Origin of the sequence: Methylobacterium sp. Leaf123, assembly GCF_001423405.1 — a bacterium.
Taxonomy (GTDB): domain Bacteria; phylum Pseudomonadota; class Alphaproteobacteria; order Rhizobiales; family Beijerinckiaceae; genus Methylobacterium.
In genome coordinates this window covers 89,786-114,966 of record NZ_LMNS01000039.1, presented here as the reverse complement: position 1 = coordinate 114,966, position 25,181 = coordinate 89,786, and the positions used below count along the sequence as shown (strand labels likewise).

23 protein-coding genes are annotated in these 25,181 nt (G+C 68.7%); 15 read left to right on the top strand and 8 right to left on the bottom strand.

All coding sequences use genetic code 11. The features are described from left to right. Window positions 1–388: 388 nt before the first annotated feature. From ASF53_RS22660 to ASF53_RS22620, 9 genes are all read left to right on the top strand, one after another. On the top strand, window positions 389–1,219 hold the full coding sequence (locus ASF53_RS22660; RefSeq protein ID WP_056204245.1) for a pyruvate, water dikinase regulatory protein: 831 nt from the start codon (window positions 389–391) through the stop codon (window positions 1,217–1,219). Window positions 1,220–1,229: 10 nt separating this feature from the next. Then, window positions 1,230–2,366, top strand: a complete 1,137-nt coding sequence (locus ASF53_RS22655; protein ID WP_056204241.1) for a glycosyltransferase family 61 protein — start codon at window positions 1,230–1,232, stop codon at window positions 2,364–2,366. A gap of 16 nt (window positions 2,367–2,382) precedes the next feature. Continuing rightward, on the top strand, window positions 2,383–2,997 hold the full coding sequence (locus ASF53_RS22650; RefSeq protein ID WP_056204238.1) for a Maf family nucleotide pyrophosphatase: 615 nt from the start codon (window positions 2,383–2,385) through the stop codon (window positions 2,995–2,997). A gap of 14 nt (window positions 2,998–3,011) precedes the next feature. Then, entirely contained in the window at window positions 3,012–4,013 is a 1,002-nt protein-coding gene (locus ASF53_RS22645; protein WP_056204236.1) for a cation diffusion facilitator family transporter, read from the top strand. 29 nt (window positions 4,014–4,042) lie between these two features. After that, on the top strand, window positions 4,043–4,879 hold the full coding sequence (locus ASF53_RS22640) for a shikimate dehydrogenase (RefSeq protein ID WP_056204847.1): 837 nt from the start codon (window positions 4,043–4,045) through the stop codon (window positions 4,877–4,879). Further along, complete coding sequence (coaE, locus tag ASF53_RS22635; RefSeq protein ID WP_056204233.1) at window positions 4,876–5,496, top strand: dephospho-CoA kinase; 621 nt, start codon at window positions 4,876–4,878, stop codon at window positions 5,494–5,496. The genes ASF53_RS22640 and coaE overlap by 4 nt, the downstream gene beginning before the upstream one ends. A 70-nt stretch (window positions 5,497–5,566) precedes the next feature. Further along, window positions 5,567–6,277, top strand: coding sequence for a DNA polymerase III subunit epsilon (gene dnaQ / locus ASF53_RS22630; protein ID WP_056204230.1), 711 nt, complete (start codon window positions 5,567–5,569; stop codon window positions 6,275–6,277). Between the two features lie 219 nt (window positions 6,278–6,496). After that, window positions 6,497–6,946 carry a ribbon-helix-helix domain-containing protein gene (locus tag ASF53_RS22625; protein WP_056204227.1) on the top strand — a complete coding sequence of 150 codons (450 nt, stop codon included), beginning with the start codon at window positions 6,497–6,499 and terminating at the stop codon, window positions 6,944–6,946. A gap of 72 nt (window positions 6,947–7,018) precedes the next feature. After that, the gene (locus tag ASF53_RS22620; RefSeq protein ID WP_056204224.1) at window positions 7,019–8,299 is read left to right on the top strand and encodes an extracellular catalytic domain type 1 short-chain-length polyhydroxyalkanoate depolymerase; all 1,281 of its coding nucleotides are present in this window, start codon (window positions 7,019–7,021) and stop codon (window positions 8,297–8,299) included. Between the two features lie 39 nt (window positions 8,300–8,338). Here the strand turns inward: ASF53_RS22620 and ASF53_RS22615 are convergent, their stop codons facing one another. Both ASF53_RS22615 and ASF53_RS22610 read right to left on the bottom strand, forming a co-directional pair. Continuing rightward, window positions 8,339–8,794, bottom strand: a complete 456-nt coding sequence (locus ASF53_RS22615; protein WP_056204221.1) for an NUDIX hydrolase — start codon at window positions 8,792–8,794, stop codon at window positions 8,339–8,341. Window positions 8,795–8,832: 38 nt separating this feature from the next. After that, window positions 8,833–9,678 (bottom strand): 4'-phosphopantetheinyl transferase family protein, encoded by an 846-nt coding sequence (locus ASF53_RS22610; protein WP_056204217.1) that lies wholly within the window; start codon window positions 9,676–9,678, stop codon window positions 8,833–8,835. Window positions 9,679–9,733: 55 nt separating this feature from the next. On the opposite strand from ASF53_RS22610, the gene ampC reads away from it, so the two are divergent. Beyond that, the gene (gene ampC / locus ASF53_RS22605; protein ID WP_056204215.1) at window positions 9,734–10,906 is read left to right on the top strand and encodes a class C beta-lactamase; all 1,173 of its coding nucleotides are present in this window, start codon (window positions 9,734–9,736) and stop codon (window positions 10,904–10,906) included. A gap of 4 nt (window positions 10,907–10,910) precedes the next feature. Here ampC and ASF53_RS22600 read toward each other — a convergent pair whose 3' ends face one another. Further along, window positions 10,911–11,321 (bottom strand): GNAT family N-acetyltransferase, encoded by a 411-nt coding sequence (locus ASF53_RS22600; protein WP_056204213.1) that lies wholly within the window; start codon window positions 11,319–11,321, stop codon window positions 10,911–10,913. 7 nt (window positions 11,322–11,328) lie between these two features. Next, window positions 11,329–14,241, bottom strand: coding sequence for a preprotein translocase subunit SecA (gene secA, locus ASF53_RS22595; protein WP_056204211.1), 2,913 nt, complete (start codon window positions 14,239–14,241; stop codon window positions 11,329–11,331). Window positions 14,242–14,708: 467 nt separating this feature from the next. On the opposite strand from secA, the gene ASF53_RS22590 reads away from it, so the two are divergent. After that, window positions 14,709–15,611, top strand: a complete 903-nt coding sequence (locus ASF53_RS22590; RefSeq protein WP_056204210.1) for a peptidylprolyl isomerase — start codon at window positions 14,709–14,711, stop codon at window positions 15,609–15,611. A gap of 133 nt (window positions 15,612–15,744) precedes the next feature. Continuing rightward, on the top strand, window positions 15,745–15,945 hold the full coding sequence (locus tag ASF53_RS22585; RefSeq protein ID WP_056204207.1) for a hypothetical protein: 201 nt from the start codon (window positions 15,745–15,747) through the stop codon (window positions 15,943–15,945). A 171-nt stretch (window positions 15,946–16,116) separates the two neighbouring features. Here the strand turns inward: ASF53_RS22585 and ASF53_RS22580 are convergent, their stop codons facing one another. From ASF53_RS22580 to ASF53_RS22565, 4 genes are all read right to left on the bottom strand, one after another. Next, window positions 16,117–17,814: a methyl-accepting chemotaxis protein gene (locus tag ASF53_RS22580; RefSeq protein ID WP_056204204.1), complete on the bottom strand. Its 1,698-nt coding sequence runs from the start codon at window positions 17,812–17,814 to the stop codon at window positions 16,117–16,119. A gap of 278 nt (window positions 17,815–18,092) precedes the next feature. Continuing rightward, window positions 18,093–18,839 (bottom strand): uracil-DNA glycosylase, encoded by a 747-nt coding sequence (locus tag ASF53_RS22575; protein ID WP_502690597.1) that lies wholly within the window; start codon window positions 18,837–18,839, stop codon window positions 18,093–18,095. 145 nt (window positions 18,840–18,984) lie between these two features. After that, window positions 18,985–20,484 carry a bifunctional metallophosphatase/5'-nucleotidase gene (locus ASF53_RS22570; protein WP_056204201.1) on the bottom strand — a complete coding sequence of 500 codons (1,500 nt, stop codon included), beginning with the start codon at window positions 20,482–20,484 and terminating at the stop codon, window positions 18,985–18,987. Window positions 20,485–20,491: 7 nt separating this feature from the next. Then, complete coding sequence (locus ASF53_RS22565) at window positions 20,492–21,463, bottom strand: class I SAM-dependent methyltransferase (protein ID WP_056204199.1); 972 nt, start codon at window positions 21,461–21,463, stop codon at window positions 20,492–20,494. A 191-nt stretch (window positions 21,464–21,654) separates the two neighbouring features. Here ASF53_RS22565 and hemH point away from each other — a divergent pair, with 191 nt between their 5' ends. The 3 genes from hemH to atpA all read left to right on the top strand — a co-directional run bounded on the left by hemH (window position 21,655) and on the right by atpA (window position 25,167). Further along, entirely contained in the window at window positions 21,655–22,725 is a 1,071-nt protein-coding gene (gene hemH, locus ASF53_RS22560; protein ID WP_056204196.1) for a ferrochelatase, read from the top strand. Between the two features lie 268 nt (window positions 22,726–22,993). Beyond that, a complete protein-coding gene (locus ASF53_RS22555; protein WP_056204193.1) occupies window positions 22,994–23,563 on the top strand; it encodes a F0F1 ATP synthase subunit delta in 570 nt (189 codons plus the stop codon). Between the two features lie 74 nt (window positions 23,564–23,637). Beyond that, entirely contained in the window at window positions 23,638–25,167 is a 1,530-nt protein-coding gene (gene atpA / locus ASF53_RS22550; RefSeq protein WP_056204190.1) for a F0F1 ATP synthase subunit alpha, read from the top strand. Window positions 25,168–25,181: the final 14 nt, after the last annotated feature.

Below are 25,181 nucleotides of genomic sequence, written 5' to 3'. Positions count from 1 at the left end.
GCCGTCGCGCTCGGATCGGGCCTGGTTTTCCCCACTTATCGACTCCCTGGACCCGCCCTGGGGACAGCGTGGCAGTGGTGGAACGCTAAATCACTGACAAACCAATCGAATATCGCTGGATCGGGGGCGTCAGCACCCGCTGCGCCGCCCTGCCGGAGCGGTTCGGCTCCGCCTTTCGATCACGGCACGGATCGGGCCTCGGCGATATCCGCGAGGGTCGGCGAGGCGATCCGGCCACCGCGATGATCGCCCGTCCGGCCGCACGGCAACCGATCTCCGCCACGGCCGACGGCAATTCGGCATCGCGCTTGCCCGAGAAAATGCTCTAAGCATCCCTCGGGGCGGTCTGCCGCCCCGGACCGAGCGTCACGGCAGAGACGGGCTGACGATGAGCCGCAGCTATTTCCATCTTCATCTCGTCTCGGATTCCACCGGCGAGACCCTGATCAATGTCGGGCGCGCCGCAGCGGTGCAGTACGAGGGCATCTCGGCGATCGAGCACGTCTATCCGCTGGTGCGCTCGGGCGCGCAGCTCGAACGGGTGATCTCCGAGATCAAGGCGGCGCCGGGCCTCGTGCTCTATACGCTGGTCGGCCACGAGCTGATCGAGCGCCTGGAGGAGGCCTGCCGCGAGACCGGCTCGCCGACGCTCAACGTGCTCCAGCCGGTGCACGCGCTCCTGCGCTCCTATCTCGGTGCGACTTCGACCGAGCGGCCGGGCGCCCAGCACATGCTGAACGCCGAGTACTTCAAGCGCATCGACGCGATGAACTTCACCCTGGCCCATGACGACGGCAACCTGCCGGCCGATCTCGACGAGGCCGACGTGGTGCTGGTCGGCGTCAGCCGCACCTCGAAGACGCCGACCTCGATCTATCTCGCGAACCGTGGGCTGAAGACCGCGAACCTGCCGCTGGTCCCCTCGATGCCGCTGCCGCCGAGCTTCGAGCGGGCGAAGAAGGCGCTGATCGTCGGGCTGATCGCCAGCCCGGAGCGGATCGTGCAGATCCGCCAGAACCGCCTGCTCAGCCTGAAGGCCGACGACAACTCCTCCTATGTCGATCGGCAATCGGTCTCCGACGAGATCGCCGCCTCGCGCCGGCTCTGCGCCAAATACCGCTGGCCGACCATCGACGTGACCCGCCGCTCGATCGAGGAGACGGCCGCCGCGATCCTCGACCTCTACCGCGAGCACCGCCTCAAGTTCATCGCGACCTGAAGGCGGGGATATGGAAGACGCGGGCTTTCCCGCGGCCGATCTGCGCGAGACCGTCGGGGCCGGGCGCGGGCGCTGCACCGATCTCAGCCTGTCCTACCGGGATTGGGCGCCCCCGCCCGAATTGCTGGTCGGCGCGGTGACGCCCAAACTGCTGCGCGTCTACCACGAGCAGACCACCGTCCTCGGGACGAGCCTCTACGAATTGCCGGGGGCGGAGGTGACCGAGGAGGGCGTTGTGCTCCTCGACGGCGTGTTTCAGTACGCCGCCCAGCTCAACATCTTCTCCGTCAATTTCGAGGGGCATTTCCGCGCCATCGCCGCGCGGCTGCCGGATCTGCGGCGGGTCACCGTCGAGGAGCCGGTGGTGCTGCTGACCGGCATGGGCCACCAGATGTACGGCCATTGGCTGGTCGATTTCCTGCCCAAGCTGTTCCTGCTCGACCGGGCCGGCCACGACATCACGCGGCTGCGCTACCTCCTGCCCGCCGACACGCCGCGTTTCGCGCGGGACTGGCTCGGCCTCCTCGGCATCGGCGAGGATCGGCTCGTCGTCTACGATCGCAGCCGCGATCTCGTCGTCTGCCGCTCGCTCCTCGTGCCGACGGCGCTCCGCTTCATCAGCCGCGCCTCGCCGCTGATGCGGCAGGCCCGCCGCTTCCTTCTCGATCGCGCCGCGCCCGGCTCTCGCTGGCCGCCCCGCTGGCGCCTCGGTCGCCGCCGCGAGAAACAGGGGAGCGAAAAACTCCTGATCTCCCGCTCGGACAATGCCGACACGCTCAACCGGCGCACCCTCGCGGAGCGGGCGGCGTTCGAGGCGAAGGCGGTGGCCCGCGGCTTCACCCCCGTCCGGCCCGAGCGGCTGAGCGTGCCCGAACAGATCGCCCTGTTCCGCTCGGCCGGCACGATCATCGGCGAATACGGTTCGGGGCTGCACGGCTCGCTGTTCGCGCCCCCTGGCACCACCGTGGTGGCCCTGCGCGACAATGGGCTCGAACTTGGCTTCCTGCAAAGCTCGATCGACCACACGCTCGGCCATGCCAGCGGCTATGTGATCGGCTCGGAACGCTCGGAGGAGGGGTTCTTCTCCGTGGCGCCCGAGGATATCGACTTCCTGTTCGACTGGCTCGACTGGCGCGGCCTGCGCTGACGGAATCATTTTCGACGTGAACGCTTCCCCCCTCTGGCTTGCGCCTGCCCCGCTCCTTCTCGCCTCGGCGAGCGCCACCCGGCGCGATCTCCTGACGGGGGCCGGCCTGCCGGTGGAGACGGCGCCCGCGCGGATCGACGAGCGCGCCCTGGAGGCCGAGGGCGGTGCCCTGGCCCCGGTCGCGTTGGCGCGGCAGCTCGCACAGGCCAAGGCGGAGGAGGTGGCGGCCCGCCATCCCGGCCGCGTCGTGATCGGCGCCGACCAAGTGCTCGAATGCGAGGGCGAGGTCTTCCACAAGCCCGCCAACCTCGCGGCCGCGCATGCCCATCTCGCCCGGCTCCAGGGCCGGACCCACGCGCTGCATTCGGCGGTCGCGATCCGGCGCGACGGCCACGCGGAGGATTTCGTCGAAACCGCGCGGCTGACCCTGCGCCCCCTCGATGCGGGCGCGATCGACGCCTATCTGCGGCTCGCAGGGGAAGCGGTCACGAGTTCGGTCGGCGCCTACCAGCTCGAGGGGCTCGGCATCCACCTGTTCGAGCGGGTCGAGGGCGACCATTCGACGGTCCTCGGCCTGCCGCTCACGCCCCTTCTCGCGCGGCTGCGCGGCATGGGCCTGCTGGCGTTCTGACACGGCGAGGGACGATGGACGACCACCGGCAGGATCATCGACACGACCACGATCATGCCGGTCATGATCACGAGCATTCCCATGATCACGATCACGGACATGGGGGGCATAGCCATAGTGGACTTGGCCACGTTCACGCCCCGAAAAATTTCGGGCCGGCCTTCGCCATCGGCATCGCGCTGAATCTCGGCTTCGTCGGCGTCGAGGCGGCCTATGGCTGGCTCTCGAATTCCATGGCCCTGGTGGCCGATGCCGGCCACAACCTCTCCGACGTGCTCGGCCTTGCCGCCGCCTGGATCGCCGCGGTGCTGGTGAAGCGGGCGCCGTCCGCGCGCTTCACCTACGGCCTGCGCGGCTCGTCGATCCTGGCCGCTTTGTTCAACGCCGTGGTGCTTCTGGTCGCCACCGGCGGCATCATCGTGGAAGCGGTGCAGCGCTTCCTCGAGCCGGCCCCCGTCGCCGGCACCACGGTGATGGTCGTGGCCGGCATCGGCATCCTCATCAACGGCTTCACCGCGTGGCTGTTCGCCTCGGGTTCCAAGGACGACATCAACATCCGCGGCGCCTACCTGCACATGGTGGCCGATGCGGCGGTCTCGGCCGGCGTGGTGCTCGCGGGTCTCGTCATCCTCGCCACCGGCTTCGACTGGATCGACCCGCTGGTGAGCCTCGCCATCGCCGCGCTCATCATCGCCGCGACCTGGGGGCTCCTGCGCGACAGCGTGGCGATGTCGCTTGCCGCGGTGCCGGCCGGCATCGATCCGGAAGCGGTGCGCGCCTATCTCGCCGCCCGGCCCGGCGTGCGCGGGCTGCACGACCTGCACATCTGGCCGATGAGCACCACCGAAGTCGCCCTCACCGCCCATCTCGTGATCGCCGACGCGGCGCACGGCCGGCTCTTCCTCAAGGAGACGGCGGACGCGCTGCGGGCGCGCTTCGGGATCGGTCACACCACCCTTCAGATCGAGATCGAAGGGCAGACCGCCTGCACGCTGCCGAAGTCGTGCGTCGCGTGATGTCTCTCGACTTTCGCAAGCAGGATCCCATGACAGCCAGGGCCTTCGTCGTCGGCCATCCGATCCGGCATTCCCGCTCGCCGCTGATCCACGGGCACTGGCTCGCCGAGCACGGGTTGGATGGCAGCTACGAGCGCATCGACGTGGCGCCCGACGCCTTCGAAGCCTTCTTTCGCGGGCTCGCCGCCGCGGGCTTTGCCGGCGGCAACGTCACCATCCCGCACAAGGAGGTGGCCTATCGGTTGGCCGATTCCCTGACGGAGCGGGCAAAAAAGATCGGCGCCGTGAACACGCTGATCGTCGAGGGCGACCGAGTGCGCGGCGACAACACCGACGCGCCGGGTTTCATTGCCCATCTCGACCAGAGCCTCGGCGAAGGCTGGCCCGAGCGGACCGGCGGGTCCGCCCTCGTGCTGGGCGCGGGCGGCGCGGCGCGGGCCATCGTCGTCGGGCTGGTGGAGCGGGGGCTCTCGGTCCGCGTCGCCAACCGCAGCCCCGAGCGGGCGCGGGCGCTCGCCGCACTCGACCCCGAACATATCGAGGCGCTGGCCTGGGAGGCCGTGTCGGACGCCCTTCTCGACACCGGGCTTCTCGTCAACACCACCTCGCTCGGCATGGCCGGGCACCCGCCGCTCGACATCGACCTCGCTCCCCTCCCGGACCGCGCGGCGGTGGCCGACATCGTCTACGTGCCCCTGGAGACGCCGCTTCTCGCCGCGGCACGGGCGCGGGGGCTTGCGGTGGTCGATGGGCTCGGCATGCTGCTGCACCAAGCGGTGCCGGGCTTCGAAGCCTGGTTCGGCCTGCGGCCCACGGTGACGCCGGCCCTGCGCCAAACAATCGTCGCGGATCTCGTCGCGAAATGAGCAAGCCCGACCAACCCCGCCCCCCCGTGGTGCTCGGCCTCACCGGCTCGATCGGCATGGGCAAGTCCGCCACCGCCGCGATGTTCTCCGCCCGCGGCGTCCCGGTCCACGATTCGGATGCGGCGGTCCACGCCCTCTACGGGCCGGGCGGCGCCGCGGCGCAGGCGATCGGCGAAGCCTTTCCAGGCACCCTGACACGGGAGGGCGGCGTCGATCGCCCGGCCTTGCGCGCGGCGGTGCTCGGGGATTCCGAAAAACTCGCCCGGCTGGAAGCGATCGTGCACCCGCTGGTCCGCGAGGAGAGCCGCGCCTTCCTCGCCCGCAACGCCGGGGCACCGCTGGTCGTCCTCGATATCCCGCTCCTGTTCGAGACCGGGGCCGATGCCCGCTGCGATGCCGTTCTCGTCGTCACCGCTCCGGCAGAGGTGCAGCGCGCCCGCGTGCTCGCCCGCCCCGGCATGACCGAGGATGCGTTCGAGGCGATCCGCGCCAAGCAGATGCCGGATGCCGAGAAGCGGGCGCGGGCGGATTACGTGATCGACACGAGCCGCGGGTTCGAACACGCGGAAGCGGAGGTGGGGCGGATCGTCGAGGAACTGGCCCGCCGAACCCGCTGAAGGGTCTGCCGGTTAACGCATCCTTGGCGAGCCGCGCGCAGGCTGTTCTCCTGCATCGGATCGGAAAAACATGCTGCGCGAGATCGTCCTCGATACCGAGACCACCGGCACGGAGGCTCGAAACGGCGACCGGCTGATCGAGATCGGCTGCGTCGAACTCATCAACCACGTCCAGACGGGCGAGACCTTCCACCGGCTCATCAACCCGCAGCGGGCGGTGTCCGAAGGGGCGTTCGCGGTGCACGGCATCTCGGATGCGATGCTCGCCGACAAGCCGGTCTTCGCCGAGGTGGTCGATGCCTTCCTCGAATTCTGCGGCGATGCGCGGCTGGTGATCCACAACGCGCCCTTCGACGTCGGCTTCCTCAATATGGAGTTCGCCCGGCTCGGGCCCGCCGCGCCGAAGGCGATCGCGCTGGAGGACGTGGTCGATACCCTGCTGCTCGCCCGCCGCAAGCATCCGGGCGCGGCCAACAACCTCGATGCCCTGTGCAACCGCTACGGCGTGGACACCACCCGCCGCGTCAAGCACGGCGCGCTGCTCGACGCGCAGATCCTGGCCGAGGTCTATGTCGAGCTGCTCGGCGGCAAGCAGACCACCCTGGGCCTCAGCATCGCCGAGCCGGCCGAGACTGTGGCGCTCGGCGCCCTGACTGATTCGGGTCCGGTCGGCCCGCGCCCGATACGCAGCCGGCTCTCCGAGGGCGAGCGCCTACGGCATGACAGCTTTGTCGAGAGTCTCGGAACAAACGCCGTCTGGCGGGAATACATGGAACCGTGAGCCCATGACCGCAGCGGCGACGGCACCGGAAACGATCCGTTAAGTCTTTCGTCGCGCGCGGTCTTTGGCGTCGAATCGCCCGTCAGCCAGTTGGCGAGGCGCAAGCGGAACCGCCCCTGCCCCCATCACCTCGTTTGCTGCGATGCAAAAAACTTCATCTTGCGATGCAGCATAAGCCTTCCCATACCATCCTCAGGGATGGCGCAGGGATGTCGCGCGATGATGGATGTGGTTCAGGAGAGACGGCCGGATGCCCCGATCGCGGTGCGGTTGGGCCCCAAGCCCGGCGACCATGAGAAGATCACGGTCAATCTCGGCTTCGTCGATCTCGGGCATGTCGATCTGCTCGTTTCGGAGGGCGTCTACGCCAACCGCAGCGACTTCATCCGCACGGCGGTCCGCAATCAGATCGAGCGGCACGCCGACATCACCCGTCAATCGGTGGCCCGCAAACCGATCGAAGTCGGCCTGCGACGCTACGGCCGGGCCGAACTGGAAGCGGCGCAGGCCGCGGGGACACGGCTCGATATCCGCGTCCTCGGCCTCGCCGTCATCGCCGACGACGTTCCCGCCGACCTCGCCAGTGCCGCGATCGCTTCGATCGAAGTGCTCGGCAGCCTCCAGGCAAGCCCCGCCGTGAAGCGGGTGCTGGCCGACCGTCTGCCCTGACCCTCCGAAAATCCCCCTCGTGACCCGCTGCGCTCGCGCGCGCCCGTCGTCGACCCGGAAAGCGAGACCCGCATGACCGAACGTCACAACGCCTTCTTCTCGGACATGGCCGAAGCCACCCGCCTGACTCAGGCCGGACGGTTCGGCGAGGCAACCGCCCTCATCCAGCGCAGCCTCGGTGGGGCGGACTTCGCCCCGGCAGGACCGCAGCCGGCTTCTGCCTCGCCCGCCCCGCAGGGGACGCAAAAGGAGACGCATCGGCTCGAAGGCCCGGCGACCCGGATCGATTCGCAGGCGGATGCGGCTCAGGATACGGATCATGCGACGCTGATCCCCGAACGGCTACGCGAGAACATCGACCACGTGATGCAGGGCCTGCGCACGCTGGCGCCCTCGCTGAAGGGGCTGACCGGCGGTGGCCTGCACGCCCCCCAACCCGACGGTAACGGACCCGACGGCGTCGAGCCGGAGGGCGGCCAGTTCGTCGAGCGCAGCTTCTCCAACGCCGCCGGGGCGCGGGACTACAAGCTGTTCATCCCGAGCCGGCGGAGCGGACCGCGCCCGCTGCTCGTGATGCTGCACGGCTGCGGCCAGTCGCCGGAGGATTTCGCGGCGGGAACGCGGATGAACACCCTCACCGAGGAGGAGGGGGTCTACGTCGCCTATCCCCGTCAGACGAGCCGGGCCAACGCGCAGAAGTGCTGGAACTGGTTCGAGCCCGGCGACCAGGGCCGGGAGATGGGCGAGGCCGGCATCGTTGCGGGCCTCGTCCGCGCGATCTGCGCCGATCATCCGATCGATCGCTCCCGCATCTACATCGCCGGGCTTTCGGCGGGCGGTGCGGCGGCGGCCAACATCGCCCGGGCCTATCCCGACCTGTTCGCGGGCCTCGGCGTGCATTCGGGCCTCGCGGCCGGCTGCGCCCGCGACCTGTCCTCGGCGCTCTCGGCGATGCGGGTCGGCGCGCCCGGTGCGGCCGAGCCGGGGGGCGCGGCCGGCTTCGGCGCCGGCGCGGTGACGCAGAACCTGCGGGTGCCGACCATCGTCTTCCACGGCGAGGGTGACGGCACCGTCCACCCCCGCAACGCCGACGCGGTGCTGGCGCAGGCCGGCATCGACGCTCTGACGCCGCGCCAGGAGGGCGGCAGCAACGGCCGTCACAGCTACACCCGCACCCGCTACGCCGACGAGTCCGGCCACGTTCAGGTCGAGGCTTGGTCGGTGCAGGGCGCGGGCCACGCGTGGTGCGGCGGCAGCTCGGCTGGCAGCTACACCGACCCGAACGGGCCGGACGCCTCGCGCGCGATGCTCGATTTCTTCCTCAGCCACAGCCTCACGGGCGGGCGGGACTAAGCCTTCGAGAGGCTGGAGCCTCGTCCCGAAAGCCGGTCCTCACCGGTCGGGAAGAGGCTCCAGCGCGGCCGCAAGGCCGTCGGGGAAGAGGGCGGCGCCGTCCGGAAGGGCGGTCGGCCGGAACCAACGTGCGGTGCAGGCCGTGCCGTCATCCTCGCTGAAACGGATCACGTCGCGGTCGTAGAGGGCCGCGTCGTGAAGGCGGATGTCGGCCGCGAAGACGATCTCGTGGCCGAGCGCGCCTTCGTGGCGATAGATGTTCTCGAACACCGTCCAGGGCCCGGTCATCGTCACGCCGCAGCCCAGCTCCTCGCGAAATTCCCGGTCCAGGGCCTGTTCGCGGGTCTCGCCGAAGGCGACGCTGCCGCCGAGCGGACGCACGCCCTTGATCCGGCCGCCATCATCAAGGACTTCGACGGCCAGTAGCGCATCCCCGCGCCACGCCAGACCGATCACCTTGACGCGGATCTGTTGGGGTGGGCGCCAGGTCGTCATCGGTGTCCGCTCCTTTCGCGGTCGGGCGGTTGGCGTCTTCAGCCCGAGTCGCGCTCTTCGCTCTGCCACCGCGTCGCGGCTTCGGCCAAGCCCGCCCGCAAATCCTCCCAGGCCGCCGCATCGACCGCAAGCGTCGCCGCCGGAGGGCGCGGCAGGACGAGGGCAGCGGCGAGATCCCCCGCGGCGAGGCTCAGGCCCCGGTATTGTGCGAAATTCGCGAAGGTGACGCCGAGCCCCGGCGGCTCCGCCACGACGCTGCCGACGGCGAGATGTTCGAGCGGCACGGTGAGACCGCAGCGCAGGGCCTTGGACAGCGCCTCCTTCAGGCACCACAACCGGGTCAGCCGCTCGGCCTCCGGCGCGTCGAGCCGGGCGGCGAGGTGCTGGCGCTCGGCGGCAAGGGTCTGGCGCGTCAGCAGCGCGACGTTGGACGGCTGAATCCGCTCCAGATCGATCCCCATCGGGCAGGCCTCGGGAAAGGTCACCGCCACGGCGACCGGGCCGGCATGGGACAGGCTGATGCCGAGATTTTCGGCCCCGGCGCCGGACAGGACCGGCTGCTCCAGCACACCGGGCTGGATCGTCAGATCCCGCGGGTCGAGGTCGGGCCGAAGCGCAGCGAGCGCGCATTTCGCGGCGTAGCGCCCGATCAAGAGGCCGTGGCGACGGCGGGCATGGAGCCGGTCGGTAAGCAGCGCCTCCTCGTCCGGGTGAAGGAAACCGCCGCGATGGGCGTCGAGCCAATCGAGCGGCGCGTACGCGAGCGCCAGAACGGCCTGGATCGGGCCGGTGCGGGGCGCATCGAGCGTCAGGCGCAGGCTCCGCACCAGCGGGACGGCGGCGGCTGCACCTGCCGCGCTTTCGGCGCTTTCCTCACCCGTCATGGCCGCCCATTCACGTCACCTGCCTCAGCCAAGAAGGAAAAGCGCCATCTCCGCAATGCGAAAGCGCGCGCTGGCCGCCCTCGTTCTGAGCGGCTTACCGCTCGTTCCGGCGCCCGCTCCGGCCGCCGACCCGTCCGCGCGGGTGGCCGCCGCGGTCGAGCAGGCCTACCGCCCGCTCCTGAAGGCATACGATGTGCCCGGCATCGCCGTCGCCGTCACCCGCGCGGGGCATTCCACCGTCTTCACCTTCGGGCTCGCCGACCGGGAGCAGCAGCGGCCGGTGACGCGCGACACGCTGTTCGAGATCGGCTCGGTCAGCAAGACCTTCACGGCGACGCTCGTCGCCTACGCGCAGGGGCTCGGCCAACTCTCGCTTGATGATGCGCCGAGCCGGTTCCTGCCGTCGCTGCGGGGCAGCGCGCTCGATCGCGTCAGCCTGCGCGACCTCGGCACCTACAGCGCGGGCGGCCTGCCGCTGCAATTTCCTGACAGCGTCACCGACGAGGCGGCGATGATCGCCTACTTTCGCCGGTGGCACCCCTCCGCGCCGCCGGGAAGGCAGAGGCTCTATTCCAATCCGAGCCTCGGTCTGTTCGGAGCCGCCGCGGCCGCGGCCATGGGCGGCGACTTCGCCGGCCTGATGGAAACGCGGCTGTTTCCGGGGCTCGGCCTAACGCACAGCTTCATCCGCGTGCCGGCGTCAGAGAGCGAGCGCTACGCCTGGGGCTCCGGCAAGGACGGCACGCCGATCCGGGTCAATCCGGGCGTCTTTGCCGGGGAGGCCTACGGCGTCAAATCGAGCGCCGCCGACATGATCCGCTTCGTCGAGGCCAATCTCGATCCCGCCCGCCTCGACCCGCCGATGCGGCAGGCGGTTCACGGCACGCAACTCGGCTATCTCAGGGTCGGCGAAATGGTGCAGGGGCTCGGCTGGGAGCAGTTTCCCTATCCGATTTCGCTGGAACGCCTTCAGGCCGGCAATGGGGAGCCGATGCGGTTCGAGGCGCAACCCGCCACGCGGCTCGACCCGCCGCAGCGGCCGACGGGGGCAATGCTATTCAACAAGACCGGCTCGACCAACGGCTTTGGCGCCTATGTCGCCTATGTCGCCTTCGTGCCGGCCCAACGCATCGGCCTCGTCATGCTGGCCAACCGCGCGTTTCCGATGCCGGCGCGCATCGCGGCGGCGCATGCGGTGCTGGAGGCGTTGGCAGCCGAGGCGCCCTGACCCGTCACCGCTCCCGGTCGTAGCGGAAGGCGTGCGGCACGCGCGGCATGCCGAGGGTCTCGTAATAGCCCTCGATCCCCGGCGCGGCGGTGAGCAGGAGGGAGACGTCGGGGCCCACCGCCATCCGCGTTTCCGCAATCAGCCGGCGGCCGATGCCGCGGCCCTGGCCATCACGGGCGACCGCGAGGGTGGCGAGATAGGCGCAGAAGGCGAAATCGGTGAGCGTGCGCGCCACGCCGACGAGGCGCCCGCCGAGCCGGGCGGTGACGATGAGGTCGGAACCCTTCAGGATCCGCCGGAGCCGTCCGAGATCTTCGTCCGGTCGCCACGGCTCGAGCCCGGATTCGACGAGGACACCGTGAAAGGTCTCCGCGTCGAGATCCGGCTCCAGCCCGTAGACGAGCGCGCCGCTCACCGAGAGTTTACGCCTCGGTGGCGAAGCGGCCGTGGCAGTGCTTGTACTTCTTGCCCGAGCCGCAGGGGCAGGGCTCGTTGCGGCCGACCCGGCCCCAGGTGGAGGCGTCGTCGGGATTGCGCTCCAGCACGGCCGCGTCCGCGGAGAGTTCGCGCGCGGCAAAGCCGTAGGCGCCGCCCGCGCCGCCGTCGCTGCCGGAGCCGGCAAAGGCGAACTCGTTCTCGCCGGTCACCGGGTCGCGGTGCTCGGGGAACATCGGCGGCAATTGCGGCTCGCTGAAACCGGCACTCTCGAACCCGCCATCGGCGAAGCCCTCCGGCTGCTGCTGCATGATCTCGACATGCGAGAGCTGGGCGGTCACCTGCTCGCGCAGGGCCGTGACCAGGCCGTTGAACAGCTCGAACGCCTCGGACTTGTACTCGTTGAGCGGGTCGCGCTGGGCGAAGCCGCGCCAGCCGATCACCTGCCGCAGGTGGTCGAGGGTGACGAGGTGTTCGCGCCAGAGGTGGTCGAGCACCTGCAGCACCACCTGCTTCTCGACATAGGCCATCACCTCGGCGCCGTTGCGCTCGACGCGGGCGGCGTAGGATTCGTCGGAGGCCTTGCGCAGGCGCTCGCGGATCTCCTCGTCGGCGATGCCCTCTTCCTTGACCCACTCCTCCACGGGCAGGTCGAGGCCGAGCACGTCGAGCGCGCGGTGCTTCAGCCCTTCGGCGTCCCACTGCTCGGCATAGGCGTTCTCGGGGATGTGCACGGCGACGAGGTCGTCGATCACGCCGTGGCGCATCTCGTCCACGGTCTCGCGCACGCTGTCCTGGCCCATCAGGTCGCGGCGCTGCTCGAACACGACCTTGCGCTGGTCGTTCATCACGTTGTCGTACTTGAGCACGTTCTTGCGCATGTCGAAGTTGCGCGCTTCGACCTTCTGCTGCGCCTTCTCGATCGCCTTGTTGATCCAGGGGTGGATGATCGCCTCGCCCTGCTCCAGGCCGAGCCGCTGCAGCATCCCGTCCATGCGGTCGGAGCCGAAGATCCGCATCAGGTCGTCCTTGAGGGACAGGTAGAACTTCGAGCGGCCCGGATCGCCCTGGCGGCCGGAGCGGCCGCGGAGCTGGTTGTCGATGCGCCGCGATTCGTGGCGCTCGGTGCCGATGATGTAGAGCCCGCCCGGCAGATCCTTCTTCCGGCCCGCCTCCGGGTCGGCCTTCTCGCCCGAGGCCAGCACCTTGGTCCGGTTCTCGGCGATCTCGGCCTTCAGAGCCTCGATCGCGGCGTCGCGCTCGGGGCCCTCGGGCATCTGCCCGAGTTCCTTCTCGATGCGCATCTCGAGGTTGCCGCCGAGTTTGATGTCGGTGCCGCGGCCGGCCATGTTGGTGGCGATGGTGATGGCGCCGGGAACGCCGGCCTCGGCCACGATGTAGGCTTCCTGCTCGTGGAAGCGGGCGTTCAGCACGGCGAAGCGCTTGGTCACCCGGTTCTCGCGGGCGGCCTTGTAGACGTCGGTGAGCGCGTTCGGGTCGGAATAGTCGAGCAGGGTGTAGCCGGCCTTCTTCAGCAGCTCGCCGATCAGCTCCGACTTCTCGATCGAGCCGGTGCCGACCAGGATCGGCTGGTGGCGGGCATGCGCCTTGTCGATCTCCTTGATGATCGCCTCGTACTTCTCCTCGACGGTCCGGTAGACCTCGTCGTCCTCGTCGACGCGCTCGACCTCCTTGTTGGTCGGGATATCGACCACGTCGAGCTTGTAGATCTCGGCGAACTCGTCGGCCTCGGTCGAGGCGGTGCCGGTCATGCCGGCGAGCTTCTTGTAGAGGCGGAAGTAGTTCTGGAAGGTGATCGAGGCGAGCGTCTGGTTCTCGGGCTGGATCGTCACCCGCTCCTTGGCTTCCAGCGCCTGGTGCAGGCCTTCCGAGTAGCGCCGGCCCTGCATCATGCGGCCGGTGAACTCGTCGATGATGACGACCTCGTCGTTCTTGACGATGTAGTCCTTGTCCAGCGTGAACAGGGTGTGGGCGCGGAGCGCTTGGTTCACGTGGTGGACGATGGTGACGTTGTGCGCGTCGTAGAGGTCGCCCTCCTTGAGGATGCCCTCGGCGCGCAGCTCCTCCTCGATGAACTCGTTGCCGGCTTCCGTCAGCGAGACCTGCCGCTGCTTCTCGTCGAGGTCGTAATGCTCGGGCGTCAGGCGCGGCATCACCGTATCGACCGCGACGTAGAGCTCCGAGCGGTCGTCCACCGGGCCGGAGATGATGAGCGGCGTGCGCGCCTCGTCGATGAGGATCGAATCGACCTCGTCGACGATGGCGAAGTGGTGCCCCCGCTGCGTCATCTGCGAGAGTTCGTACTTCATGTTGTCGCGGAGATAGTCGAAGCCGAACTCGTTGTTGGTGCCGTAGGTGATGTCGCAGGCGTACGCTTCCTTGCGCTGCCCGTCGTCGAGCCCGTGCACGATGGTGCCGACGGTGAGCCCGAGGAAGCGGTAGACCCGGCCCATCCACTCCGCGTCGCGGGCGGCGAGGTAGTCGTTCACGGTGATGACGTGGACGCCCTTGCCCTCGAGCGCGTTGAGGTAGACCGGCAGCGTCGCCACCAGGGTCTTGCCCTCGCCGGTCTTCATCTCCGAGATGCCGGACTCGTGCAGCACCATGCCGCCGATCATCTGCACGTCGAAGTGGCGCTGGCCGAGCACGCGCTTGGCCGCCTCGCGCACCGTGGCGAAGGCGGGCACCAGCAGGTCGTCGAGGCGGGTGCCGGCGGCGAGCTGGTCGCGGAACGCCTGTGTGCGGGCCCGCAATTGCTCGTCGGAGAGGACGCTGATTTCAGGCTCCAGCGCGTTGATCGCGGCGACACGCGGGCGAAAGCCCTTGACGCGGCGGTCGTTGGACGAGCCGAAAATCTTCTTGGCGAGGGCACCGAGCATCGTGAACCTGCGGTCGTGAGGTCGTCGCGGGCGGCATTTATCGGGCGCCGCCGGCCTGCGTTGGGCGGGCTTATAGAGGTAAATATCCGCAGGCGCATCCGGTAGTGCCGGCGGTCGTTTCGGACCTTGGCGACGGCCGGTCGCACGGTCCGGCTTTTTGGCGGGCCTCCACCGGCTCACGCTTTCGCGCCGCTCGATGCGGTTCGGGCCCCAAGCTCCGAAAAGCCCGCGCCGGGGTGCTCTTCGCGCTCGGCAGCCTGTGCCATCGCTCTTCGAGCGGCGGCCGCATCGACCCGCGGTCACGAGCGCGCGCGGCGATGGCGGCCCCGCTTGCCTTTGCCCGGAAGAGGTTCCACCTGTGTCGCGCTTCGCGGCGCCTGCCGCATTCCCGACGAGCCCCGCGGGACGCAGCCGGACGGCGTAAAGACCGGCCCGGCGGGGACGACGCCCAAGGAACGACGCTTCCGATGCCGATTCCGTTCTCCCTCCGGCGCGCGAGCGCCCTCGCGCTGATGCTCACCCTGCCGGGCGCCGCCCTCGCACAGGCGCCTGCGGCCCAGAAGTCGCCCAGCGCCCCCGCTCCCGTCTCGGCGGCGGTCCCGCCCGAGACGGTGGTGGCGCGGGTCAACGGTCAGCCGATCACCGCCGCCGACCTCGCCATCGCTGGCGAGGATCCGGCCTTGTCGCTGCCGGGCGTCGATGAGGGGGCTAAGCAGAACCTGCTCGTCGATTACATGGTCGATCTCAAGGTCGGCGCGCAGGCGGCCGAAGCGGCCAAGGTCGGCGACGCGCCCGAGTTCAAGCGCAAGCTCGCCTATTTCCGCGACAAGCTCCTGCTCGACGACTACCTCGAGCGCGAGGCCAAGAAGGCGGTGACGCCCGAGGCCGCCAAGGCGCTCTACGAACAGACCGTGAAGTCGATGAAGCCCGAGGAGGAAGTGCGCGCCCGCCACATCCTCGTCGAGAGCGAGGACGAGGCCAAGAAGATCGCCGCGCGCATCAAGGGCGGCGAGGATTTCGCCAAAATCGCGGGCGAGGTCTCGAAGGATCCCGGCTCCAAGACGGAGGGCGGCGATCTCGGCTGGTTCACCCAGGAGCGGATGGTGAAGCCGTTTGCCGACGCGGCCTTTAAGATGACGCCGGGGCAGGTCTCCGATCCGGTGAAGACCCAGTTCGGCTGGCACGTGCTGCGCGTCGAGGAGAAGCGGACGAAACCCGTGCCGACCTTCGACGAGATGAAGGAGCAGATCGACCAGTACCTCACTCGCAAGGCGCAGCAGGACACTATCGTGAAGCTGCGCGAGGCGGCCAAGGTTGAGCGCGCCGGCAGCATCGCGACGCCGGCTGCGGGTGAGACCAAGAAGCCGTAATTGAATGGGTCACGGCAATCCGGCGCGTTGTCATGCGTCGGCGGCATGCCTGAACTTCGGTATCTGGTATACCAGATACCGAAGTGCGGTGCGATATAGGCTTTATCGCAACGCAGCAACGGACCTGCCCGCCATGATCGCCCTCGTCGTTCTCGCCGCCGCCATCGCCAACGTGACCCTCGTCGTGCTGCTGGCCGAGCGCTTCGGCTCCGAGGGTGGCGTGCATGTCTCCGCTGGCGAACTGACCAGCTTCCAGCCCGTCGGCCGCTCGGCCCATGCCGTCACGCTGGCCAATGAGAATATCGCCGCGACCGCGACCAAGATCGCCGCCTGACACCATCACAGCCCGTCGAATCAGAACCGCCCCCGTGCCTTGAGGCCGGGGGCGGTTTCTTTTTGGGCGACGGGTCGCCGTCCTCGATCCGCTCTCCGGGGCGATGATCGAGGACTTCGTTGTGACGCGTCGTCTTTCGACGAACCAGGAACCCCTTCGTCGGACGCCGCTCTAGGCCGCCCGCACGGTGGAGAGGAAGCGGGCGACCTCCGCGCCGAGATGCTCCGACTGGCGCGACAACTCGGAGGCGGCCGAAAGAACCTGGCTTGAGGCCGCGCCGGTTTCCTCCGATGCGTGGGCGACGCCGGTGATGTTGCTCGTCACCTCGTGGGTGCCCATCGCGGCCTGAGCCACGTTGCGGACGATCTCCTGCGTGGCCGCGCCCTGCTGCTCGACCGCCGCGGCGATCGAGGCCGAGACCGAGTTGATCTCACGGATCCGCGTCGTGATGGAGGCGATGGCGGTGACAGCCTTCCCCGTCACGTCTTGAACCTCGCCGATCTGCCGGGAGATTTCCTCGGTGGCTTTCGCGGTCTGCTCAGCGAGCGCCTTCACCTCCGACGCCACCACGGCAAAGCCGCGGCCCGCCGTGCCGGCGCGCGCCGCCTCGATGGTGGCGTTGAGCGCCAGCAGATTGGTTTGGCCGGCGATCGAGGAGATGATGCCGACCATGTCGCCGATCCGCGCCGAAGTCTGGCTGAGCGCCTGGACCAGAGCCGCCGTCTGATCGGCCTCGCCGACGGCACTCTGAGCCAGATGGGCCGAACCGGACACCTGCCGGCCGATCTCCTGCACGGAGGAGCCAAGCTCCTCGGCAGCCGCCGCCACTGTGTGAACGTTGGAGGCCGCTTCCTCCGCGGCCGCCGCCACGGTGGTGGATTGGGAGGCCGTCTCGTTGGCGGTCGCCGTCATCTGCTGCGCGGTGACCTGGAGTTCCGTGGCCGATGAGGAAACCATGCCGACGATCCCGCCGACCGCGCTCTCGAACCCATCGGCCAGTTCCACCATCGTCCGCTTGCGTTCGACGGCCGCGGCCTCGTCGGCGATGCGCTTGATTTCGGCCTGCTCGGCGGCCTTCTGCGCCACCATGGCCTTGATGCCTTCGACGGCACGGGCAACGGCGCCGATCTCGTCACCGCGCCGCGCTTCCCGGATCTCGGCATCCGTCTCTCCCTGGGCCATGCGCTGAAGCACGGTCACCAGGCTGCTCATGGGCCGCGTGAGGCCGAAGACGACGATCAGGGAGGCAAGCGTCAGGGCGCTGAGCAGGCCGACCACGGAGGCGGCGATCAGCATGTTGGTGGCTTGCGATACGGCCTGTTCGGTCTCGTCACGCGCTTGGCGGAGTTCGGCCGTGAGACGCTCGATCCGGGGCTGCGTGATCGACCGAACCTTCGCGCGGCCGACCGTGGCTTCACTCAGCAGGATCTTGCTCGCGGTTTCATTCTCGTTCTTCAGACCCGCCACGTTCGCGCGATCCATGATCGCGAAGAGCTCTCCCAGGGTCTCTCGAAGAGTTTGGTTGATGGCCTTGCGATCGGGCGTATCGGACATCGCAATGAGCTTGTCGGCATTCTCGAAGGCGGACTTAACGGCCGCATCGTACCGAGCTTTGTATTGTGCCATTTCGTTTTGGCGTGTTTCGATCAGGATATTGCGAGCCTGAATGGACGCCTCGTTCACGTTGATCCGAACGTTGAGGATGCCCTCTAATCGCGTGGCCTGCACATCCACGATTCTCTTCGTTTGCAGAGCAAGGTCGCCGAGCGTCGCACGTGAGTAGAGCACGAGCCCTGCGGCGAGCAGGGACAAGATCACAAGGGGCAGCGCCACCTTGGTGATGACTTTCGCGTTGCCGAGGAACCGCATGATCGTGAGCCAAAATGGAGGTTGGTATCTTTTATAAAGTATATCAACACGTAAAATTTGTATTAAAACTGCACACAACCTGGTAACTTTTTGAAAGAAAACAGCGTCTTGCGGAGTGTCGCGCGCTGTGATGTCGGCCGCGGCCGGGGCCGGAGCCATTTCGTGGTTCGTCTGTTCGGCCGTCATAGGGTGTCCCCGGCCGGGACCCCGGACAGAACATCTTCACGAGGCTTGCGAAGGCTCGCAAACAGGCCCCGCTCCGTTGAAAGGACTTGGCTTTAACCCTCACCAAGCCGCCAATCGATCGGCGCGCGGCCATGTGCTTCGAGCCACGCATTCGCCCGGTCGAACGGCCGCGAGCCCGGAAAGTCGCGGGCGCGGTTGAGCGGGGAGGGGTGACCCGAGGCGACGACGCCGTGGCGGCCGGTGTCGATCAGCGCCTCGCGGGCGCGGGCCTGGGCGCCCCAGAGCAGGAACACCGCCGGCTCGTCGCGGGCGGAGACGGCGTCGACCGCCTCGTCGGTGAGTTGCGACCAGCCGAACCGCAGATGCGCACCGGACTTGCCGGCCTCCGTCGTGAGCGCCGCGTTCAGAAGCAGCACGCCGCGCTCCGCCCAGAGCGTGAGATCGCCGGTGGAGAGGTCGGGCTTTTCCCCCTCGGGCGCCAATTCGGCCAGGATCACCTTGAGCGAGGCCGGCAGGCGGCGCGGGCCGACATAGGAGAAGGCCAATCCGTTGGCGTCGCCCGGCGTCGGGTAGGGGTCCTGGCCGAGGATCACCGCCTTCACCGCAGGTAAGGGTGTCAGGGTCAGCGCCCGGAAGATCGCCGCGGGCTCCGGCAGCACGGTCGCCCCGGCCGCGACACGCGCATCGACCTTTTTCGCGACCCGATCCGCCGCGCCTTCCCGGAAGAAGGGCAGGTCGAGCCAGGGGGAGCCGCTGGCGCGAAACGCGGCGAGCGCGGCCTCGACGGGTCCGGTCCCGCCGCCATCCGACATCCCGTTTGCAGAGAAGAGATCGGCCATGGAAACTCCCGCTTATCGTTCTTGAGAGGCTTTCAGCCGAAGCCATCCAGCGGCGCGACCGTTCCGGACGGATCGCGGTCCTCGATCGGTTCGGCTCGCCCCTCACGACGACGACGAACGGGCGGGCAGGGCCGAGCGATCGGGTTCAAAGCACCCGGATCCGCCCGCCGGTCTCCGGCGGCAGCGGCGCGCGGGCGCGGATATAGGCCATCACCTCGTTGGCGAGCAGCCGCCCGTCGGTGCCGCCGATCAGGACGCGGCCCTTGGCCAGCATCCCGTAATCGTTGCCGCCGCGCAGCATGAAGTCGTTGGCCGCCACGCGGTAGATGCGGGCGTCGTCCAGGGGGGCGCCAGTGATCGCCGCGGAGACGACGCGCCGGCCGGGCGCGGCGTTCGGATCGAGCGTCACCACCATTCCGGAGAGTTGCAGGAACCGGCCCGAGGGGCGGCCGAGGTCGCGAAACCCGTTCTCCAGGGCCTCGCGCAGGGTCGCGCCGTCGATCGCCACCAGCACGGTGGTGTTGCCGAAGGGCAGTTCGCTGAGGATGTCGCGCCGGGTCAGCGCGGTGCCCGCCGGGTAGAGCCGGTCGCCGCGGATGCCGCCGCCGTTCATCAGGCCGATCTCGGCGCCGGTGCCCACCCGCACCGCGTCGGCGACGAGATCGCCGAAGCTCGCCTCCCGCACCCGCACCGAGGCGATCCGACTGTCGAGCGCGCCTTGCGTCGTGCCGATCACCACGTCGAGCTCCCGCGACAGCTCGCCCCCGAGCCGGCGCACCACGGCGAGCGTGTCCGGATCGGGCGTCACCTCGGCGGTGTCGTGGATGCGGAAGCCGGCGCGCCAGCGCACCGGCCCGTCGCCGCTCGCCGTGACGAAGACATCGATCGCGGTGACGTAGTGGGCGTCGTGGCTCGATTCGACCATCACCGTTTGCCCGTCGTCGCGCACGACGAGGTCGTGGTCGTGGCCCGAGAGCAGGATATCGACGAGGCGCGCCCGCACGATCGCGTCGTCGGTCACCCGCGCGGTGTGGGCGATCCCGACGATCATCTGCGCGCCGGCCTTGCGCAGGGCATCCGCCTCGCGCGCCAGGGTCTCGATCTCGGGGCCGAAGCGCAGGTTGCCGGATTGCGATTTTTCCGGCGTCGCCTGCAGGGCGATGCCGACGAGGCCGAGGCGGATGCCGCTGAGTTCGATCAGCCGCGCATCCTCAACGCCGGGAAGTCTTTGGCCATCGGCCCCGCGCAGGTTGGCGGCGAGGAAGGGGAAGCGGGCCTCCCTCCGTCGCTGGGCGAACATTTCGGGGCCGAAATCGAATTCGTGGTTGCCCGGCACGAACACGTCGGGGGGCGCCAGATTCAGCAGTTCGACGATATGTGCGCCCCGGTCGAAGCCCGACATCAGCGAGGGCGAGAAGCTGTCGCCGGCATGGGCATAGAGCAGCGGCACGCCGCGGGCGCGCTCGGTCTTCACCACCGCATTGAGCCGGGCAAAGCCGCCGCGCCCCTCCACCTCGTCCATCGCGTAGATGTCGTTGACGAGGAGCAGGGTGAAGGTCGGCGTGCCGGCGAGCGCCGCGCCGGTCCCGGCTGCAAGGAGACCGGCACCGAGCCCGACGACGGTCTCGCGGCGGCTCGGGCGCATCACCAGCTCAGCGCTTGGTGAGCCCGTCCTTGCTCATCCCGTCCCGCACTGCCTTGGCGTTGCGCCGCAGCGCCGGCCAGATCCAGGCGCCCGAGGCGAAGTAGAGCCCCGCCGACATCGGCTTCAGATCAACGGCGAGCCGGTCGGCGAGGCCGGGATTCTTCAGCGACACGGCGGGCGCATCGGTCTTGCGGTAGACCACCGTGGTGTCCTCGCGCCAATACTCGGTATGCGGCACGAGGCCGGCACGGCGGGCCAGGAGATCGAAGGTCTCGCGCACGTAGCCGTGGACATGGGCGAAGTGGAAACGCTCGTGCGGCGGCTTGCCGGTGGCGGCCATGTTCGGCACCGCGGCGTAGAGGATGCCGTCGGGCTTCAGCCAGCGGGCGAGCCGCTCCATCGTCTCGGCCGGGTTGCGCAGATGCTCCAGCACATGGTGCGTCGAGATCACGTCGAAATGGCCGGTGGGGAAGCGGTTCGGATCCTCGGCCTCGTCGAGCACTTCGACGCCGTGATGCGTCCGGGCGAAGGTCGCGTAGTCGCGGCCGGGCTCGACGCCGATCACCTCGCAGCCGCGCCGTTTGGCCTCCGCCAGGAACTCGCCGGAGCCTGAGCCGAAATCGAGCAACTGCGCGCCGGGCTTCAGCTTCGGCGCCAGCAGGTCGGCGCGGAACGTCGCCTCGCGGGCCGAGCGGTTGAGGTGGTGGCGCGGCGGCCCGCCCGCGAAGGCGAGCTGATAATCGGCGCGGTAGGCGGTCGAATAATATTCGGCCAGCTCGTCCGGCGTCGGCATCGGATCGGTGCGGATCAGCCCGCATTGCAGGCAGGCGATCGAGCGCAGGGTCTTGAGCCGCCGGTCGGTCTCGGCCACGGTGACGGCGTCGCGACATCCGCACAGGTTGCACGCGGCCGGCGCCCCCTCGTAGGGGTAGCCGGTGAACGGCACGAAGTGCTTCAGGAAGTAGCGGGGGGACGGCATGTCGCGCTGGCCTCCGGAGCGATTTCGGGCAAAGGGTTTGCCGAGATTCGGGCCGGACTCCCCGCAAGAGTGTTCTCTCTCGGGTGAGCCTTGGCCTTGAAAAGCCGCCTGCTCTAGATCGAACGGCCGGTCCGCACAACCGGATCGCTTGCCGCATTGAGGGAGGCGGGAAGCCCGTGACCGGAAATCCGATGAACGAACGCGTCGAACCTCAAACCCTCCTGCGCGATCCCGTGCCGGTCGCGCCCACCGCCCTGCCGCCCGACCACCCGGCGGTGCGGACCGGCCGCGTCGGCGTGCTGCTGATGAATCTCGGCACTCCCGAGGGCACGAGCTACTGGCCGATGCGCCGCTATCTCAAGGAGTTCCTGTCCGACCGCCGGGTGATCGAGGTGCCGCGGCTGATCTGGTGGCCCCTGCTCAATCTCATCATCCTGACCAAGCGGCCGGGGCCGAAGGGCCGGGACTACGCCAGCATCTGGAACAACGAGCGCGACGAGGGCCCGCTCAAGACGATCACCCGCGGCCAGTGCGAGAAGCTCCAGGCGGCGATGGGCGATTCCGTCGTGGTCGATTGGGCGATGCGCTACGGCAAGCCGGAGGTGAGCCTGCGCATCCAGGCGCTGCTCGACCAGGGCTGCGACCGCATCCTGCTGGTGCCGCTCTATCCACAATACGCGGCGGCGACCTCGGCCACCGCCTGCGATCAAGCCTTCAAGGCCCTGATGCAGATGCGCTGGCAGCCGACCGTGCGGGTCTCCCCGCCCTACCACGACGATCCGGTCTACATCGAAGCCATGGCCCAATCGATCCGCGAGGGGCTGGCCAAGCTCGATTTCGAGCCGGAGGTGATCCTCACCTCGTTCCACGGCGTGCCCAAGAGCTACCTGCTCAAGGGCGACCCCTACCATTGCCAGTGCCTCAAGACCGGCCGGCTGATCCGCGAGGCGATGGGCTACACGCCCGAGCAGATGCGGGTGACCTTCCAGTCGCGCTTCGGCAACGAGGAATGGCTCAAGCCCTATACCGACGAGACCGTGCAGGCGCTGGCCAAGTCCGGCGTGAAGCGCATGGCGATCGTGGCGCCGGGCTTTACCGCCGACTGCCTGGAGACGCTGGAGGAACTCGACGGCGAGAACCGCCACTATTTCGAGGAGAATGGCGGCGAGAAATACGCCTTCATTCCCTGCCTCAACGATTCCGATCTCGGCATGCGGGTGATCGAGAACGTGGTGCGCCGGGAATTGCAGGGCTGGATCTGACGGGGCTCGCACGGGGCTCGACGAACGCCGCGTAGGGTCCGTCGTGATCCTGCGCGGCGGTTCGCCATGCCGCGAAAGCGCTCCATCATCGCCCTAACGTTGCCTTGCGCCCCCTCGGAACGCATGCTAGGCGACAGCCGCGCCGCGGGGAGACCGATCAAGGCCTTCCGAGCCCGGTGCAATTCCAATCCCCACGGGTCTCACGCCGTCGCCGCAAGGCGAGTTCGAGCATGAGGGGCCGGCGGGCAAGGACAAGAGAGAGCGACGGGTGGCGCAGAACGGTTCCGAGGGTCCCCTGTTGGCCGGTGTGGCGGGCCGCTACGCGTTGGCCTTGTACGAACTGGCTCACGATCAGGGTCAGGTCGATGACGTCGCGAAGAACCTCGATGCGTTCGACGCGCTCTATCGCGAGAGCGATGACCTGCGCCGCCTCGTGAAAAGCCCGGCCTACTCGGCCTCGGAGCAGACGGCGGCCATCGGCGCCCTGCTCGATCGGGCGGGCATCTCGGGTCTGGCCGCCAACTTCATCAAGCTCTCGGCCGCCAACCGCCGCCTCTTCGCCCTGCCGGGCATGATCCGCGCCTATCGCGAGAAGGTGCGTGAGTCCAAGGGCATCATCCGCGCCGAGGTCCGCGTCGCCGAGAAGCCGTCCGACGCGGTGATCGAGGACATCAAGGCCTCGCTGCGCGACGTCGCCAAGAGCGAGATCGACCTCGATCTCCACATCGACCCGAGCCTGATCGGCGGCATCGTCGTCAAGATGGGCTCGCGCATGGTCGACGCCTCGCTCCGGACCAAGCTCAACAGCATCCGCCTCGCCATGCGGGAAGCCCGCTGAGCGGTCTCACGAAGACCCTCGCGAACCTCCCGACAGCCGAACAGACAGCCCCAGACCTTTAAAGAGGCCCGACGATGGACATCCGCGCCGCCGAGATCTCCGCGATCCTGAAAGAGCAGATCAAGAATTTCGGCCAGGAGGCCGAGGTCACGGAAGTAGGGCAGGTGCTCGCGGTCGGCGACGGCATCGCCCGCGTCTACGGCCTCGACAACGTCCAGGCCGGTGAGATGGTCGAGTTCGAGTCGGGCGTGCGCGGCATGGCCCTCAACCTCGAGCAGGACAATGTCGGCGTCGTGATCTTCGGCTCCGACCGTGAGATCAAGGAAGGCCAGACCGTCAAGCGGACCGGCTCCATCGTGGACGTGCCGGTCGGCAAGGGTCTGCTCGGCCGCGTGGTCGACGGCCTCGGCAACCCGATCGACGGCAAGGGCCCGATCCCGTCGACCGAGCGTCGCCGCGTCGACGTGAAGGCGCCGGGCATCATCCCGCGCAAGTCGGTGCACGAGCCGATGTCCACCGGCCTCAAGGCGATCGACGCCCTGATCCCGGTCGGCCGCGGCCAGCGCGAGCTGATCATCGGCGACCGCCAGACCGGCAAGACCGCCATCGCGCTCGACACCATTCTCAACCAGAAGTCGGCCCATGCCGGCACGGACGAGAACGCCAAGCTCTACTGCGTCTACGTCGCCATCGGCCAGAAGCGCTCGACGGTCGCCCAGTTCGTGAAGGTGCTGGAGGACCAGGGCGCCCTGGAATACTCCATCGTCATCGCCGCCACCGCCTCCGACGCCGCGCCGATGCAGTTCATCGCGCCGTTCGCCGGCTGCGCCATGGGCGAGTATTTCCGCGACAACGGCATGCACGCCGTGATCGTGTATGACGACCTCTCCAAGCAGGCCGTCGCCTACCGCCAGATGTCGCTGCTGCTGCGCCGCCCGCCGGGCCGCGAAGCTTACCCGGGCGACGTGTTCTACCTCCACTCGCGCCTGCTCGAGCGCGCCGCCAAGATGGGCGACGCCGCCGGCAACGGATCGCTCACCGCGCTTCCGGTGATCGAGACCCAAGCCAACGACGTCTCGGCCTACATCCCGACCAACGTGATCTCGATCACCGACGGCCAGATCTTCCTCGAGACCGACCTGTTCTACCAGGGCGTCCGCCCGGCGGTGAATGTCGGCCTCTCGGTCTCGCGCGTGGGCTCCTCGGCCCAGACCAAGGCGATGAAAAAAGTCGCCGGCAAGATCAAGGGTGAGCTGGCGCAGTACCGCGAGATGGCGGCCTTCGCGCAGTTCGGTTCGGATCTCGACGTCTCGACCCAGCGTCTGCTCAACCGCGGCGCGCGCCTCACGGAGCTCCTGAAGCAGCCGCAATTCTCGCCGCTGAAGATGGAAGAGCAGGTCGCGGTGATCTACGCCGGCGTCAACGGCTACCTCGACAAGCTGCCGGTGGGCAAAGTCCGCGCCTTCGAGGAGCAGCTCCTCGGCACCCTGCGCTCGAAGCACCAGGATTGGCTGAACGCGGTGCGCGACTCCAAGGACCTGTCGGACGCCAACGCCAACACGCTCAAGAGCGTGGTCGAGGCCACCGCCAAGTCGTTCGCTTAAAGAACGCCGTTCGC

Bases quoted from the DNA above. Each gene is read 5' to 3' on its own strand.
- hemH (WP_056204196.1), top strand. From the start codon at position 21,655: ATGAACGAACGCGTCGAACCTCAAACCCTCCTGCGCGATCCCGTGCCG.
- ASF53_RS22580 (WP_056204204.1), bottom strand. From the start codon at position 17,814: ATGCGGTTCCTCGGCAACGCGAAAGTCATCACCAAGGTGGCGCTGCCC.
- dnaQ (WP_056204230.1), top strand. From the start codon at position 5,567: ATGCTGCGCGAGATCGTCCTCGATACCGAGACCACCGGCACGGAGGCT.
- ASF53_RS22615 (WP_056204221.1), bottom strand. From the start codon at position 8,794: ATGACGACCTGGCGCCCACCCCAACAGATCCGCGTCAAGGTGATCGGT.
- ASF53_RS22640 (WP_056204847.1), top strand. From the start codon at position 4,043: ATGACAGCCAGGGCCTTCGTCGTCGGCCATCCGATCCGGCATTCCCGC.
- atpA (WP_056204190.1), top strand. From the start codon at position 23,638: ATGGACATCCGCGCCGCCGAGATCTCCGCGATCCTGAAAGAGCAGATC.
- ASF53_RS22590 (WP_056204210.1), top strand. From the start codon at position 14,709: ATGCCGATTCCGTTCTCCCTCCGGCGCGCGAGCGCCCTCGCGCTGATG.
- ASF53_RS22645 (WP_056204236.1), top strand. From the start codon at position 3,012: ATGGACGACCACCGGCAGGATCATCGACACGACCACGATCATGCCGGT.
- ASF53_RS22565 (WP_056204199.1), bottom strand. From the start codon at position 21,463: ATGCCGTCCCCCCGCTACTTCCTGAAGCACTTCGTGCCGTTCACCGGC.
- secA (WP_056204211.1), bottom strand. From the start codon at position 14,241: ATGCTCGGTGCCCTCGCCAAGAAGATTTTCGGCTCGTCCAACGACCGC.
- ASF53_RS22570 (WP_056204201.1), bottom strand. From the start codon at position 20,484: ATGCGCCCGAGCCGCCGCGAGACCGTCGTCGGGCTCGGTGCCGGTCTC.
- ASF53_RS22610 (WP_056204217.1), bottom strand. From the start codon at position 9,678: ATGACGGGTGAGGAAAGCGCCGAAAGCGCGGCAGGTGCAGCCGCCGCC.
- ampC (WP_056204215.1), top strand. From the start codon at position 9,734: ATGCGAAAGCGCGCGCTGGCCGCCCTCGTTCTGAGCGGCTTACCGCTC.
- ASF53_RS22575 (WP_502690597.1), bottom strand. From the start codon at position 18,839: ATGGCCGATCTCTTCTCTGCAAACGGGATGTCGGATGGCGGCGGGACC.
- ASF53_RS22585 (WP_056204207.1), top strand. From the start codon at position 15,745: ATGATCGCCCTCGTCGTTCTCGCCGCCGCCATCGCCAACGTGACCCTC.
- ASF53_RS22625 (WP_056204227.1), top strand. From the start codon at position 6,497: ATGATGGATGTGGTTCAGGAGAGACGGCCGGATGCCCCGATCGCGGTG.
- ASF53_RS22620 (WP_056204224.1), top strand. From the start codon at position 7,019: ATGACCGAACGTCACAACGCCTTCTTCTCGGACATGGCCGAAGCCACC.
- ASF53_RS22660 (WP_056204245.1), top strand. From the start codon at position 389: ATGAGCCGCAGCTATTTCCATCTTCATCTCGTCTCGGATTCCACCGGC.
- coaE (WP_056204233.1), top strand. From the start codon at position 4,876: ATGAGCAAGCCCGACCAACCCCGCCCCCCCGTGGTGCTCGGCCTCACC.
- ASF53_RS22655 (WP_056204241.1), top strand. From the start codon at position 1,230: ATGGAAGACGCGGGCTTTCCCGCGGCCGATCTGCGCGAGACCGTCGGG.